Consider the following 16,012-nt stretch of genomic DNA (forward strand, 5'->3'; position numbering starts at 1 on the left):
ACTATTGATTTTGTCCACAAGGCTACATGCTACAAAAGTGACAGTACAGTGCTGCTGAAAGTGTATTTAGTAGGATAAAAACTCTAATAAATTCAAAGTAAAACAAGATTGGCACTATAGTGCTAGTTTTTTTGAACATCATATATACAAACACCTCATTTCCCACTAAAAGGTACTTTTGAAAAGTAAATGTAAAGTTTGTGGGTTATTTTGTTCCCGTTGCGCAACATCTGTAGAAACAAAATTCGAAAATACTAATAAATTAATGAGGAAATTATGAAGTTTAAATTTGCTGCACTGTTGGGCATGCTCTGTGCAACCACACTGTCTCCGGCAGTGGAAGCGTATCTGTACAAAGATCCGGGTTATGTTGAACGTAACGCCCGGACTATTCAGAAGAATCGGGTAATCGGCCAGTCTCATCAATATCGAGATCAACAAGGCTGGATGTATGTTGATAAGGTTGAGAATGGGGCAACACAGGGGTTTTATCAAGCAGGGAACTGGTTAAAGCTACACAATCGTGATTTTAAGATGTCGATTGGTGAGTTGGAGTTTTCATTTAATCCCAGCAAGCTTGATTGTACACAGGGCATGAACTTCAACTTTACAGTTGGAGATGACACTGTCGCGAGTATTAAACCAAACTGCGATGATTTGTTGGATGCGTCGATCACCTACCCTGTTGAGTACTACTTTGATCTGATCCCTGAACCGGTTAAACCTAAAGTGGAATTGCCACTAGACCCGTTGGGTTTACTAAAACTAGGTGTGAAATTTGGAGCGGGTATCGAAGCTGGTGCTGAATTCACGGTAGGTGGAGTGATTGGTGGGCATGGAAATGAAGTGCCTTTCGAAGCCGAAGGCGTTAGACGCCCAGACTATATCTATGCATCTGTAGAGCCATATGTTGGTGGTGTTGTATCTAGCTCCGCTTATGGTTCATTCGGTCACGGCATATCAGAAGCTGGCGTAAAAGGTAAGGTTAATCTGCTTAAAGTAAAAGGCAAGGGGTATGTAGAAGCTGGTGTGCGCCGTATCGTTGAAGACGAGGCGGTGATAGAGCAAGGCTTTTTGGAGTTAAAGGTCAGCACTAAATTGACAGGTGGAGACGGCAAAATTCAGGCTTACTGCAAAAAGCTCTGGGGACTGCTGCAATTTAACGTAGATGTAATGAAATGGGATCCGCTGTACCAGCGCGAAACCGTCCTTTACGAATACGCGAGCCCTGTTTGGGAAAATTTATAAACTGTTGTAACTGGTGGCCTGAACAAGGCCACCATGTCGAGATTGCGTTATGAAAAGAATAATTATTACATCGGCTTTCTTAAGTCTGTTGGTGATCGTGTTTTTTGTATTCAGTGGGACATACCAGCGTGTTAATGAGCATTCAGAAGCTGAGTCGCTCGGAACTGGTGATATTAAAAATACCTCAGGTGAGGTACTGACTTCAGGTTATCAGGTCGTTATTCAATCTGCGGTACTGAGCGAAAAAGGCACTGCGTTTGCGCACTCGGATTTATCTTGGAAAATGTACTTTTATCCCAATACAGATCCCTCTTCAGTATCGCCCGCATTGTTAACGGATATTGAGTTTATTTCTGACAGCAAAATACAGCCGATGCCCCAGCAGCTGCCTTTTTATTTTTCTTATAATGGGCAACAATTTACCCAATCAGATATGCTCGGGCTGACTCAAGCACACCCATTGTGGGTGTTGCCTAAAGTGCTCGATTTGATGAGTTATTCACTAACAGACCCACTGACGTTTACAGATGCGTTGGGTAAGAGCACGTACCGTTTTCAAAAGAGTGGGAATACAATAAGTCGGGTAAAAATAGAACAACAAAGACAGCAAGATCAACAGGAGCAAGAAAGTTGGGGACTTATCTTAAAACCCTCAGACAACAGGGTAGCAAATCAGCCTAATCTGCAAAAACTGGACTATAGCAATCAACAAATTTTGCACCAGGGTACTCAACAGTATGAGGTTATACAGACGGTCACTATCTTGCCTATCGAGCATATGCATACAGATCAAACGAACTGGAGTGCCTCTCATAATAAAGGCATTATGTCACCGGATAATCAATCGGCTCTTGTTGAGATCACCGCTGACAACTTTCTGAAGCAGCTGGAACAACTGGCTGATTCTTTAGATCCCGCTGTGGCAAAAGCGATAGGTCAGTTTATGCTGGAAAATTATGATTACGGCACTTTAAAAGCGTACCTAAAGGACCACGCAGGCTTGAGCTCAGCACTGATTTATTCATTGCAAAAAGCGCAGACACTGGAGGCCGAGCAAACGCTTGCTGATCTGCTGACGGAGCGTGATCTCAGCCAGTCATCATTGCAGAAAGTCGCGATGGCGCTTGGGCGAATAGAAAATGCATCTAACGTAGCATTTGCCAGCTTGCAATCCGTTGCAGACGATACTGCCGAGCAGGCGCTTGCCGATGTGGCACTGCTCAGTATTGGCACAATGAGCAAGTTTTCTCCCCAACAGTCTCAGCAGGTAGCGCGTTTTCTGAATCGTAAACTGACAGAATCTCAGCAACTGTCAACGGCCATACTCGCGATTGCGAATAGCAAAAATCCAGCCCTGATTGAAAGGCTGCCTGATTATTTGCACCATATTGATACACAAGTCAGGCGAAATGCGATTAAATCGCTTGCGCACAACGAAGCATACCAAGATCAGGTTATTGCCAGTCTGGCAGGCACGTCTGATGTCAATGCCATCGATGCATTTATAAGAACGTATGAACGGGCAGGTTATGCGCTGTCCAATGAGAATATAGAAAAGCTGACGGAGTTTTATCAAACAACAACACACCCAATTATTAAAAAGCGACTGGCCACTGTTATCCGCTGATAATCAGCATGAGTGGCGGGGTTATATCGCCACTCATTCAACCTTGTGTTGTTTGTTATTCCTACGACCCTAAATTATGTATTGAGTTCAGCCTTTTACGGACAGGTTATACCAATTTCACTTAATACCTGTTCAATTTGACGCTAACTGTGTTAAAAACCTCTCATTTAAAACAAATAAATAGCAAAGTTTTTGCCTGGTTATCGAACATATTTTCTCGCCTCAAAATAGCACACTTAATTAAGTAAATTGGTATTTAAAAATGCCAGGGCTATATGCCTGCATGTGATTTTTTACGTAGCCAGAGTTATAAATAGCCCTTGATAGCCGCGACTTTGTTTTTGGCATACTGACTGTTTGGGTTTATTGTCAGTATTTGCTGATAGTGCTTTAGTGCCAGTGGATATTGCTTGTTTAGCTCATAGGCTTCAGCAACACTGCTATGATAGTACGGTTGTTCATTATTCTGAGTTAGCGCGAATTCAAACACTGCAATACCATCATCAACTCGACCATTATTCACCAGCTTGTTACCCCACTCAACCAGGATCTCCAAATCATATGTTACGCCCGTGTCTTGCTGTGCTTGTGCAAATACTATCGCAAAGTCTTTAAACCCTTTTTTATCTGTCAGTGACTTTAAGTATGCCATGGGCTGATAGGCAGTTTGCTTATGTTCATCTTTGAAACCAGGAATATAGTAAGCAGCAACTTCGTCGACAAAAGTAATTGGCAAGCTGCCTAATAGGTTGGTCAATACCACCACAGAAACCTTGTCTTCTGGATATATGATCATGGTAACGGCGTTCGCACCGCTTGCGCTGACTGCACTGTGGTATTTCCGCTGGTTCACCTGCCAGCCCATTGCATATCCATTTTCTTTGTTGTTGAATCCTTCAGTACGCCCGTTATTAAGTTTAACGGGTGTCCATAATAGATTGAGATCTTTAACCAACTCACCTTGTTGTAATGACACAATATAGTTGGCAAGTTCAGTTGCCGTTGAGCTCATCCCCGCGGCGGTTCTTAAAATGTACGGAAACTCACCATAGAAATTTTTATAATTATTTTCACTTAAATGAATATACTGACGAGTTTGGTTTGGTACCATGCGTTCCAGGTAGTCAAAGCCCGCCTGTGCAGTCTTCGGCATCTTAGCGCGTTCAAGCTGATTTTTAGTAATGAAATCGGTAAATCCACCTGGTATGTATTTATCAATGAGCTTGCCCAAGATTACATACCCAGTTTGGTTATAGCTAAAACGAGAGTTAGGTGTAAATTGAAGCGGATGCTTTTGGACTTCCAGCCAGGAAGCTTCCGCGTCATGAGGTATGAGAGTTTCAAGACCTCGATTAGCTGCCAGGATCGCAGGCAAGCCTGTAGTGTGTCCCATTAGCTGATTAATTTTGAGTGACTGCCATGTTTTTGGTAAGTCGGGTAAATGCTTGCCAATTTCGTCATCAATGTTGATAAGGCCTTGCTCTGCCAATTGCACAATAGCAACGCCAGTAAAGGCTTTTGTCATTGAGTTAATTGGGAATACAGTTTTTTCTGTCACAGGCACCTGATGCTGTAAGTCTGCAAAGCCATAGTTGCCCTGCTTAACAATTTTATCATCTTTAATCACTGCCAGCTGTAAACCTGGAATGTGCCTTTCCTTCATGAGTGTCTTGATAAGCTTGTCTACCGGCTCCGCTTTTGCCAGTGACGACCATAGTAAGGTGACAAACCAGAATAAGGTGGATAGTAAGACTCTGTTGTTCTTGTACATGATAGTTCCGTTACGCATTTTCATTGTGAAGATAACATCATACATAACAAGTAACATACCAATTTTAATTTTATTATATATCAATTGCTTAAAGCTTTTTTTTAAAAAAGCTAATACTGCATTTTTTACGAGTCTTAGTCAGATTCACGAAGAAGTAGTGGTTTTAACAACGAGAAAAATGGCACAACGGGCGTGTAATCAAACGTCTTTTGCAAAGAAATTTTTTGTGCGTCCTCAGTCATATTGGTTAAACCAGAACAATCATATTTACCTTCGACTTAGACTCAGTCTGGCTGGTGGTTTGGCGTCGCCCCAGGCAAACTTTGAGTAAAAAACCTAACTACGTTGATAGGTCAATCACCCTATATACGACGCAACACATCATCACACTTATTGGTAAAGAATTGATTTTTATTTATACAAATATGGTTGATATAAAAGAGTTTTATGTTTCTGTGTTCACAAGATTGCGCAGAGTTCATTAATTGAACCAGTACAATTTAGTGTTTTTTTTGTTCTATCTGGCTTGACCTCCTACCACAATAAGCTAGCCTTTTGTTGCTAAATTGTAACTTTTGGAGCAAATAAATGAAAAGAATAACATTTACCCTTCTATTAAGTATCATGTCACTATTTGCGCATACGGCGCACAGCAGTGATCAGCTTGAGTACCCTGTGGTACTGGTTCATGGCCTGTTTGGCTTCGACAATCTGTTGGGGGTGGATTATTTTTACCGCGTACCCTCGGTTATTCGCCAGGAAGGCGGTAATGTTTATGTGGCTGAAGTGTCGTCCGCACATAATTCAGAGCTGCGAGGTGAGCAACTGCTTGAGCAGGTGGCGCTGATCAGAGCCCTGACAGGTAAAGACAAAGTGAACCTGATTGGCCATAGTCAGGGCGCACAAACCATTCGTTATGTTGCGTCAGTAAAGCCTCAATGGGTAGCCTCGGTAACCAGCATTGGTGGCGTAAACTGGGGCAGCCGTTTTGCTGATGTGGTTCGTGGGGGAGTCGATCAGGGGTCTTTCTCGGAGCAGTTTTTAGCGTCACTGGCCAATGGTCTGGCTGGCCTAATTGACTTATTATCGGGTAAACCTACAGCCCCTAAAGATGCGCTTGAAGCACTCGAGGCTCTGACCACAGAGGGCACACTTGCGTTTAATCAAAAGTATCCGGAAGGCATGCCTGCTAACTATTGTGGTCAGGGCGATATGCTGGCCAACAATGGCGTCTATTATTTTTCGTGGAGTGGCAGCCGTGCCTGGACGAATTTGCTGGACCCTGCCGACAATGCTCTTTTGCTCTTCTCCGGCGTATTTGACGAAGCCAATGATGGCCTGGTCTCGGCTTGCTCCAGTAACCTGGGTTATGTGATTGGCAACGACTTCAAGATGAATCACCTGGATCAGGTTAATCAGACTATTGGTATTCACCATTTGTTCGAGACCGATCCGCTCACGATTTACCGTCAGCATATTCGTCGTCTGAAAGGGCTGAATCTATGAGGCACTGGCGTCTGCTTTCACTCAGTTGTATCGGGCTGTGTGCCTGGCTTTGGGCTCTGGCTGGGCAGCCAGCCAGTACCGGCACGGCTCACGTCGCAGTATCCAGTGAACGCCCGGTGACAGAGGCGCCACAAACGGTTGAACAGCAACCTCATGCCGCGATGCCAGCACAGGCTGCGCATTGCGGCGCAGTCGTCAAAGCCCATAAGCATCAGCTTGATGACTGGATCTTAGCTTTGCAAAGCGAGCAACTGGAGCAAAACTGGGCGCACTATACGCATCGTTTACCACTGTGTTTGCAAGCGTTGGCGCATGATTATATGAACTACAAACAAGCGCTAACAGAAGTAGAAAACACGCTTACTGTTCACGAGCGTTTTGAGGCACTGCAAACGCTTCAGGGTCAGTACTTTTCCGATGAGGTGGTCGCTGCCTGGTTTGAGGAGGAGAACCGCTGGAATGCGCAGACACTGGAGCGCTGGCAAATTCTGTCTGATCAATCGCTCAGCGAGCAGGCACGGCGCGGCCTCATTGATGCACACATCAGCCAGCTTCCACAAGAAGAGCGTGAGACCATAGTGGCAACGCAAACCCTGATCACACTAAAACAAAGCTGGCAAACCATGGATTATAACCAGCTCAGCGCCAGATATGGGGATGAAGCGGCAGAGCGCCTGATGCAAGCAAGGCAGGCACAAACTGACTGGGCGCAGCGGGTGGCGGACTATAAGCAGCAGCGCGAAGTGCTGCTCGCCCAGGGTTCAGAGTCGACAAGTCAGGCCAAGATAGCCGCGCTTGAGCAGACACTGTTTAGTGAAAATGAACAAAAGCGTCTGGCGGTACTATTGGGTAATGATTAGCGCTGCGCTTACTTGCGGCACACGCCGCTATCGCAACGGGACTTGCCAGTCAGCCAGTAAGAAATGCGATAGCGGTTTTTGGCAAACAGTAAGTAAAACTTATCAGCGATGGGTTTAATGACAGGCCATCTCAGTGGCGCGTACAACCAGCCCATTCCCACTAACCGCCACGCCTGATGTGTAACATCCAGACCCAGCAACAGGTTACCGTTGGCATCCAGCGCGTGCAAAACTGTGTTTGCCTTTTCCGGGTCAATGCCGGGGTAGTGGGCAAAGTCTTCGCTGAAAATATCGACCGTCTTAATGCGCTGGGTTTTATCTCGCTTGGTCAGCGCGGTCATTTCCTTGACGCACAAAGGGCAGGTGCCGTCATAAAATATGGTGAGTTCGCTCATTCGCTTATCCGGTTGTTTTTAACGCAATACGCACGAGTAAAATAATAAGATCATTGCCGGCGTATGTCTGCATATTATTTCAGAGTGTTATCCTCTTCATAAGACCGTGTAACTGTCGAATTGTATGTCGGTAAAAAACGAACTCAGCAGACACAAGAGCTGAGCTATTCTCCTCTTTAAAAGGCTAATTGTAACTCTGTCCCACCTTTGTGATCTAAGTGTATAAAAGGTGATCTTTTGGTTTGTTTTTTCTCTGTCACGAGTGTTGTTTCATCATCTAATCAATAACATAAGCTCAAACCATTAATAATTATGGTGTTCAATCAGCGGCTGCCTTTAATTATAATATTCGATTACTTAATGAGTCGTTGTGTAAAAAACATGCCCGGGCTAATCCCTATTCAGGCGTTAGGCTGCGACTTTATTGTGTACAAATATGCTGCATGGTTATGCCATTTTTACACATAAAACCACTGGTATTTTGCACTCTTTTTTCAGGTTAAAAACAACCGCCAGAGATATTTGGTTTTAGTATCTCTGGCGGTTTTTTATTCGCCTGAATTATTGTTAAATTAGGGAGCTTTACAAAGAGCATGGCAATAAAAGATTTATCCATTACCAAACAAATAGGTTTGAGCTTTTTTTCGGTATTTTTTGTTTTCTTTGCAGTGAGTCTGTTGACTTATAACGGACTGAAAGGGATCAGCGATGATCTTGATTCAATCGTACAAACCAGTATTCCTTCGGTAGAAATCGTTAAGGATTTAAAGATAGAGCTCACCACCATTCGTAAAGATGAGTTTGGTGCCACCATGAACCCGGACCACCCCGAAATGAGCGAGTGGCTGAGCATTCTGAGTGACTTACGCGCCGGGGTAAATCGTAAAATTGCGCTGTACAGTCAGCTTAATGTAAGCGTAAAGGAGCGCCGCCAGTTCGAGGCGTTTGAGTCTGCCTGGCGAAAATATGCGGCGGCTACGTCAGATTTTAACGCGCTGGTGCGCAGTGGTGAGGTCAACCGTGCTAATGAGACGGTGTTGAACAGCTATCCCGTTTTTGCCAAGGCCATGAACGAGCTAAGTGAGCTGGAGAAAATCAACAGTGACAATGTGGGACATGCTGAGTCATCAGCCATCGGCGCCGTCAAAACCGTGATCACGGCCATTATCATTTGTACTTTAGTGTGCGCTGTGATGATTGCGCTGATCTGTGTTGTGCTCAGCGGGGCCATCAGACGCCCCCTGGAAGAAGCCATGAACCTGGCCGGCAGCATTGCAAATGGCGATTTAAGTACCCGTATTGATATTGACTCGGCTGGCAGCAACGAACTGGGCTCTTTGCTGGTGTCACTGGAAAAAATGCGTCAGCAGTTAAACGGCCTTGTTGTGAAAATTAATGACAGCGCTATCTTGCTCTCTTCTGCGGTTGAAGAAGTGAATATGATCTCAGCACAAAACGCCCAAGGCATGGAAAATCAGCAAAACGAATTGCAGTCGGTTGCCTCTGCCATGACCCAGATGCAGGCTGCCGTTTCGGAGGTGGCACAAAGCACCGAAATGGGCGCAGAGTCTGCTAATCAGGCACATATGAAATCGCGTGAGGGCAGTACGGCACTGGCAAGTAGCATGTCGCATATTTCAGCCGTGGCTGAAACCATAACGCACGCGGGCGAGCTGGCGGTTAACCTTGAAAAGAACGCGCAGAATATCAACGTGGTGGTCGACGTGATCCGTGAAATTGCTGAGCAAACGAACCTGCTAGCGCTGAATGCTGCCATTGAAGCCGCCCGTGCCGGTGCGCAGGGCCGTGGTTTTGCAGTCGTTGCCGACGAAGTACGCTCACTGGCACGCCGTACTCAGGAATCAACCACACAAATCGTTGAAATTGTCAGTGACTTGCAACAAAAGTCCAAAGAAACGGGGGAAGCCACACGCACCTGTCAGACCGGGATTGATGTGTGCGTAGAGCAAACCGAGACGGTTAGCCAAACCATCAGCCAGATTGAACAGGAGATCGACAGCATTGCAGCCATGAGCACGCAGATAGCGGCGGCTTGTAATGAGCAGTCTGTGGTCTCTGAGGAACTCAATCGCAATATTGAGAACATTAATGTGGCCGGTGTTGAGATGACACAAGGAGCCAATCAAATCTCCCATGCCTGTCATGATATCAGTGAGCTGGCCCACAGCCTTAAATCCAGTGTTGAGCAGTTTAAGTTATAGACTTTGCGGTTTGCGTTCACAGCGCGAAGCGTTGGGTAAAAAACTCAAGAAACGCCCCTACCCGTGGAGAAACAGTCGAGTGCTTGTAGTAGACTGCATTGACCTCTTCGCGTGGATTGGGGCTCATAATCGCGCCGGGTAACACCTCTTCAAGCCGCTGATTTTTCATGTCTTGCTGAATCATAAAGCGTGACAGCAGTGCAATACCATTGCCATTTAGTGCCAGCTGACGAACTGCTTCTCCATTGCTGGCACTGATAGCTGGTTTTATGGTCATTTGCTCTTGTAAGCACCACTGGTTGAGCCTGGGTGCATCAGCAAAACCAATCAGTATGTGTTTATTTAAATCAGCCTCGCAGCCTGGCTGGCCATGTTTTGCCAGGTATCGGGGACTGGCTACCAGGTGCAATGTACTGGTTCCGAGTCTTTTAGCATGCAAGTTCGAGTCGTTTAGTTTGCCAATACGGATCGCCACATCGGTTTTCTTTTCAATCAGGTCGACAATGTTTTCATTGGAGATGAGCTCCAGCGTAATGCCGGGATAGGCTCTGGCAAAGTCTTCCACATGCGGGATAACCTGATGGAACAAAAAGGGGCTGGCAGCATCTACCCTGAGTTTACCCTTAGGCGCACCTTTTAGGCTATTAAGTGCTTCCTCACCCTGCGATAAAGCATTGAGTCCGGTTCTTGCGTGGCTCAAAAAGACCAGCCCTTCTTCGGTGAGCTCCACCCGACGTGTACTGCGAATAAACAGCGTGACATCCAATGTTTGCTCCAGCCTGGCTACAGAGCGGGATACTTTGGCAGGGTGGGTATTAAGCAAAATAGCGGCTTGTGTGAAGCTGCCACAGTCAGCGACTGTAATAAAACTCTTAATGTCTTGTGTTTTGGACTTTAGATCCATGCCTTGCACTACCGATTAGCAAAGTCGTATTCAGTAATATTATTACATTTTATGCAAAATGGTTTTGTTATTTGTGTTGTTTTTGTTGGTAATTGAATGCTGCACACTCTTTTCACTTAATTATTGTGAGGAGATCATTATGCCTTTGGCTTTGTTTGCGCTGACCTTAAGCGCATTTGCTATCGGGACGACTGAGTTTGTGATTGTTGGGCTGGTGCCCACGATTGCTCAAGATTTAGGGGTTTCACTTCCCTCTGCGGGTTTGCTGGTGAGTTTATATGCGCTTGGCGTTGCTGTCGGGGCACCAGTGCTGACGGCGCTGACCGGGCGATGGCGCCGTAAACAGGTACTGTTAACACTAATGGCTTTGTTTATTGGCGGCAATCTGCTGGCCTGGCAAGCGCCTGGTTATGATTCATTGATTGTTGCGCGGATCCTGACTGGATTGGCACATGGGGTGTTTTTCTCTATCGGCTCAACCATAGCGACCAGTCTGGTCAGTAAGGAAAAAGAAGCCAGTGCGATTGCCATTATGTTTACCGGCCTGACTGTTGCACTGGTCACTGGTGTCCCACTGGGTACCTGGATTGGTCAGGAGTTTGGTTGGCGAGCAACCTTTTTGATTGTGTCATTACTCGGTTTGGTGGCATTTTTTGGCAGCGCTTTTTTGCTACCCGGGAACCTTAAACAAGCAGAGCCTGCCAAGCTGAGCGAACAGCTCAAAGTACTGACTCAGCCACGTCTGTTACTGGTGTATGCCATGACTGCTGTCGGCTATGGTGGTACGTTTGTGACTTTCACTTACTTGGCCCCTATCTTGGAGCAGGTTTCCGGATTTGCCGCCAGCTCAGTTGGGTTAATTATGCTGGTTTATGGCGTCTCCGTTGCCGTAGGGAACATTTGGGGCGGCAGGTTGGCTGACCGTCTGGGTCCTGTGAAAGCACTGTATATTATTTTTAGCGCGTTGGCGCTGGTGTTGTTTGTGTTCACATGGACGGCGGGCAGCCAAATTGGTGCGGTATTCACCGTATTGTTGTGGGGCGCATTTGCATTCGGTAATGTACCAGGCTTGCAAGTTTATGTGGTGCAGTTGGCCGAGAAGCATACCCCCAATGCGGTGGATGTTGCATCCGGGCTTAATATCGCGGCATTTAATATCGGGATTGCCATTGGCTCGGTGGTCGGTGGGGTCGTCGTTGAAGAAATGTCATTACAGGATACGCCCTGGGTTGGGGGCACTATCGTGATATTGGCATTGTTGCTGACACGAGCCTCTGGTCTTATGGACAAGCGAGTGCACCGACTGGCATCTTGTTAGTGCGCTAAGTATTTACAGTGTCAGGCGTGATTTAAGCCGCCCTAACTGAGCGTTAATCATGCCTGCTGTGAACTATCAGAATTTTAGGTGTAATACGATGTTATTGATATTTAGATATATCCTTTCCCATAATGATGGTTAAATATCACATGAGTCAGGAAGTTATAGTATGGCAAGCAACGATGAATTTATTAAACAAGTTATCTTTGTCGATACGATAGGTGCCAAAGGACACGGTAAAACGACCTTAACTGCTGCTATCACGAAGGTGCTGGAAAAAGACCATATGGCATCAGCACAAGACTTTGCCGCATTAAATAATGCGCCACAACACAAAGCCCGCTCAGGCGTGACCTTTTACCGCTCGGAAGCAGAGTACGAATCCTCAGCGCGAGTGTGCGTTCAATATGATTATCCTAGCTTGATGGACCAAGCCAAGGGGCTGATCAGTGGCATATCCAGGGTCGATGTGGCAATTCTAGTGGTCACACCGGAGCCTGAACTTATTGAGTCGTGTGGCGAATACCTGACGCTATTGCGTGACTGTGGTGTAAGCCAAGTCGTTGTGTTTATTAATAAGTGCGACGTTGCGCAGGGCAAAGAACCCATCGGTCTTATCGAGCCGCTCGTGAGAGAGCAGCTTGATCGATACTGGTTTGATAGTGAAAGGACACCTGTGATCTATGGTTCTGCATTGCAAGCGCTTGAAGGAGACCCCGTTTGGGAAGATAAGATACGGGATTTAGTCAGGGCAATGGATAGTCACTTTTTGGATCCCGTTCTTTTTAAAGATCAGCCTTTCTTAATGCCTGTCGAAGATGTATTTGAGATTCAGTTTCGTGGCACATATACCTGTGGCAGGATTACGTCGGGTACTTTACGAGTAAAAGATTCTGTTGAACTTGCTGGGATTAGAGACTCACGACAGACAACTTGTTCGAGAATACAGATTGGATCTCAGCCACAAGACTGTGTGGGTGCAGGAGACCACACAATGATAGTGCTCAAAGGGATCCCACGCGATGAGATTGAAACAGGCATGGTGCTTTGCGCAAAGGGCACGATGAAGTCATGTAAACGTTTCGAAGCGCTGCTTTATTGTTTGACCGGTGAAGAGGGCGGACGTAAAACGCCTTTGCACAATGGATTTGAAGGTGACTTTAGACTGCATTACCTTGATGTGGCAGGTACGGTGAGCTGGACCAGCGACATTGAAACGATGGCGCCGGGCGATAAGCTTAACGGGACCGTCAGGCTGAGTAAGTCTATGGCGATAAAAGCGGGTGTAGAATTCGAGGTCCGCCAGTATGGTCAGGTTGTCGCTGTCGGGCGTGTAACCTGTCCCATTGACTGAGTGTTTTAACTAAAAAGTCAGCGCCTATCGCAGGCGCTGACTTTTAGGATGGGATTACAATTGATGACGCAAGTCAAAGCGGTCCAGTTGCATCACTTTATGCCAGGCTTTAACAAAGTCTTCTGCAAATTTTTGCTGGGCGTTGTCATAGGCATAGACTTCGGCCACGGCGCGCAGCTCTGAGTTTGAGCCAAAGATCAAATCCACACTGGTGGCCGTGAAGCGCTTTTTGCCTGTGCTGCGGTCAATGCTTTCGTACAAACCGGCTTGGCTGGTTTTTTGCCACTGATGAGACATGCTCAGCAGATTGACGAAAAAGTCGTTGCTGAGCGTGCCCACTTTATCGGTAAATACACCGTGCTGAGAGTCCATGGCATTGGCACCCAGTACACGTAAACCACCCAGCAGCACCGTCATTTCTGGCACAGTCAGGTTAAGCTGATCGGCTTTATCAACCAGCATTTCGGTTGGTGAGCGGTAGCTGGCATTCACGTCAAAGTAGTTTCTGAACGCATCCGCTTTTGGCTCTAGCAGCGCGAATGATTCCACATCGGTTTGTGCCTGGGTCGCGTCGGTGCGCCCTGGTGTAAAGGGCACAGACACCGTAATACCGGCGTTTTTAGCTGCCTGTTCAACTGCGGCGGCACCCGCCAGTACAATTACATCGGCCATAGAGACTTGCTTAGTGCCACCGGCTGCGCGGTTAAAGCGCGCCTGTACCGCTTGCAGCTGATTTAAAACTGACGATAGCTCATCCGGGTTGTTAACTGGCCAGTCTTTTTGTGGTGCCAGCATAATGCGGGCGCCGTTGGCACCACCGCGCATATCCGAGGCACGGAAGCTAGCAGCAGACGCCCAGGCAGTGCGAATAAGCGCCGGTACGCTGACCCCGGTTTTCAGAATATCCAGCTTAATGGCTTTGGCATCGGCTTCGTTAATTAAAGCATGATCGACCGCCGGGACGGGATCTTGCCAGATTAACGCTTCATCAGGCGCGGTATTGCCCAGGTAGCGGGCACGCGGGCCCATGTCGCGGTGTGTGAGTTTGTACCAGGCTTTGGCAAAGGCCAGGCGGTATTCTTCCGGGTTGGCCAAAAAGCGCTCGGCAATTTTACGATATTCCGGGTCATACTTCAGCGCCAGATCGGCCGTGGTCATTACCGGTGAGTTGAACTTACCTTTGACATGCGCATCGGGTACTGAGGTATGCAACGCTTCATCGGTTGGGATCCATTGAATGGCGCCACCCGGGCTGCGTGTTTGCTGCCATTCAAAGTTCAGCAGGTTTTGCAGATAGAGCGTAGTCCAGCGGGTCGGTGCCTGAGTCCATGCGCCTTCCAGACCACTGGTAACGGTATCTTCTGAGTGGCCTTTACCACATTTGTTTTTCCAGCCAAGGCCTTGCTCTTCAATCGCTGCACCACCGGGTTCTTTACCCACACATTTACTGGCTTTATGCGCGCCGTGCATTTTACCAAAGGTGTGACCACCGGCTATCAGCGCCACGGTTTCCTCGTCATTCATGGCCATACGACCAAACGCCACGCGGATATTTTTGGCCGAGCCTACTGGGTCGGGCTTACCTTTGGGGCCTTCCGGATTCACGTAGATTAAGCCCATGTGTGTTGCACCCAGCGGGCGCTGTAATTTACCGTCTTTTTCTTCGCGATCACTGGCCAGCATTTCAACCTCAGGACCCCAGTAGACTAAGTCCGGCTCCCAGTCGTCTGTGCGCCCACCGGCGAAACCATAAGTTTTAAAGCCCATATTTTCCAGGCCAACGGTACCGGCCAGAATCATCAAATCGCCCCAGGAAATTTGCGCCCCATATTTTTGCTTAAGCGGCCACAACAGGCGCTTGGCTTTGTCCAGATTACCGTTGTCAGGCCAGCTGTTGAGCGGGTCAAAGCGCATCTGACCGCCATCACCACCACCACGACCATCTAATGTACGATAGGTCCCCGAGCTGTGCCAGGCCAGGCGAATAAACAGCGGTCCATAGTTGCCCCAGTCAGCTGGCCACCAGTCTTGTGACGTGGTAAGCAGCGCATTCATATCTCGCTTCAGCGCCGCCATATCTAGCTGATTGAATGCCATGGCATAGTCGAAGTCTTCGCCCAGTGGGTTGGAGCGGCCGTCGTGGTCGCGCAAAGGAGATAAGTCAAGCTGATCCGGCCACCAGAACTGGTTGGATTTGGCCACGCCCATAGGTACATTGCCGGACCCAACAGCGCCTTTAGGTTTGCTGATCTCGCCATTAGACTGGCTGCCTTGTTGCAGGTCGTCATTGCTGGCGCAGGCGCTGAGGCCTGTTACCGCTATACTTACCAGCGCGGCTAAGGCTGATTTTCTGAATATTTTTGTGGTCATAGTGGTTACCTTATTTTTGTGAAACGCCTGCCGACCAGCCAAACCCTACCTGGCCGTCAGTACATCTACTTAATTCTCAGCGAGTATAGTTACAGGTTTGCAAAATTGTTAATAGAATTTATAGATGCCTGCATTCGTAAAAATCAATCATGGTCACTATTTCAGCAGCCTCATCGTAAAGTGTTGGTTTTATCTGATGATGTCTCAGTTTTTATTTGCGTGTAATAAAGTGTAATAGTTTTGTGTTGGGATTTGTCTGTACTCTTTATAGTTTTTAATGAGAATTTAAGCGTAAACAAAATTGCCTTGATTTGTTTCCTTAATGTGCATAAATGTCAATTTTAAGTTTAAATATTAAACTCTTAATATTTGATAAATAAGATAAAAAATATTCTAACCGCCGTTTTTTGTGTATATAATCTAAATAATTAAATTTA

Annotated in this window: 11 protein-coding genes; 7 read left to right on the forward strand and 4 right to left on the reverse strand. The window is 46.8% G+C overall.

Going from position 1 to position 16,012, the window contains the following annotated elements; all coding sequences use genetic code 11:
• Positions 1-276 precede the first annotated feature (276 nt).
• On the forward strand, positions 277-1,248 hold the full coding sequence (locus CWB98_RS06295; RefSeq protein ID WP_138544071.1) for a hypothetical protein: 972 nt from the start codon (positions 277-279) through the stop codon (positions 1,246-1,248).
• A 49-nt stretch (positions 1,249-1,297) separates the two neighbouring features.
• A complete protein-coding gene (locus CWB98_RS06300) occupies positions 1,298-2,875 on the forward strand; it encodes a hypothetical protein (protein ID WP_138544072.1) in 1,578 nt (525 codons plus the stop codon).
• Between the two features lie 307 nt (positions 2,876-3,182).
• Here the strand turns inward: CWB98_RS06300 and CWB98_RS06305 are convergent, their stop codons facing one another.
• A complete protein-coding gene (locus CWB98_RS06305; protein WP_138544073.1) occupies positions 3,183-4,646 on the reverse strand; it encodes a serine hydrolase in 1,464 nt (487 codons plus the stop codon).
• A gap of 588 nt (positions 4,647-5,234) precedes the next feature.
• Between CWB98_RS06305 and CWB98_RS06310 the strand changes: the two genes are divergently transcribed.
• Positions 5,235-6,152: an esterase/lipase family protein gene (locus CWB98_RS06310; RefSeq protein WP_138544074.1), complete on the forward strand. Its 918-nt coding sequence runs from the start codon at positions 5,235-5,237 to the stop codon at positions 6,150-6,152.
• Positions 6,149-7,012 (forward strand): lipase secretion chaperone, encoded by an 864-nt coding sequence (locus CWB98_RS06315; protein ID WP_138544075.1) that lies wholly within the window; start codon positions 6,149-6,151, stop codon positions 7,010-7,012. Before CWB98_RS06310 ends, CWB98_RS06315 begins: the two co-directional genes overlap by 4 nt.
• Before the next feature lie 8 nt (positions 7,013-7,020).
• Here CWB98_RS06315 and CWB98_RS06320 read toward each other — a convergent pair whose 3' ends face one another.
• On the reverse strand, positions 7,021-7,407 hold the full coding sequence (locus tag CWB98_RS06320) for a thiol-disulfide oxidoreductase DCC family protein (RefSeq protein WP_138544076.1): 387 nt from the start codon (positions 7,405-7,407) through the stop codon (positions 7,021-7,023).
• A 593-nt stretch (positions 7,408-8,000) separates the two neighbouring features.
• Here CWB98_RS06320 and CWB98_RS06325 point away from each other — a divergent pair.
• Positions 8,001-9,629 (forward strand): methyl-accepting chemotaxis protein, encoded by a 1,629-nt coding sequence (locus CWB98_RS06325; RefSeq protein ID WP_138544077.1) that lies wholly within the window; start codon positions 8,001-8,003, stop codon positions 9,627-9,629.
• A gap of 16 nt (positions 9,630-9,645) precedes the next feature.
• Here the strand turns inward: CWB98_RS06325 and CWB98_RS06330 are convergent, their stop codons facing one another.
• Entirely contained in the window at positions 9,646-10,533 is an 888-nt protein-coding gene (locus CWB98_RS06330; RefSeq protein WP_138544078.1) for a LysR family transcriptional regulator, read from the reverse strand.
• 139 nt (positions 10,534-10,672) lie between these two features.
• Between CWB98_RS06330 and CWB98_RS06335 the strand changes: the two genes are divergently transcribed.
• The gene (locus CWB98_RS06335) at positions 10,673-11,851 is read left to right on the forward strand and encodes an MFS transporter (protein WP_138544079.1); all 1,179 of its coding nucleotides are present in this window, start codon (positions 10,673-10,675) and stop codon (positions 11,849-11,851) included.
• Positions 11,852-12,020: 169 nt separating this feature from the next.
• Positions 12,021-13,205 carry a GTP-binding protein gene (locus CWB98_RS06340; RefSeq protein ID WP_138544080.1) on the forward strand — a complete coding sequence of 395 codons (1,185 nt, stop codon included), beginning with the start codon at positions 12,021-12,023 and terminating at the stop codon, positions 13,203-13,205.
• Between the two features lie 54 nt (positions 13,206-13,259).
• Here the strand turns inward: CWB98_RS06340 and katG are convergent, their stop codons facing one another.
• Positions 13,260-15,575 (reverse strand): catalase/peroxidase HPI, encoded by a 2,316-nt coding sequence (gene katG, locus CWB98_RS06345; protein WP_138544081.1) that lies wholly within the window; start codon positions 15,573-15,575, stop codon positions 13,260-13,262.
• Positions 15,576-16,012: the final 437 nt, after the last annotated feature.

This window comes from Pseudoalteromonas rubra, assembly GCF_005887115.1.
Lineage (GTDB): Bacteria > Pseudomonadota > Gammaproteobacteria > Enterobacterales > Alteromonadaceae > Pseudoalteromonas > Pseudoalteromonas rubra_F.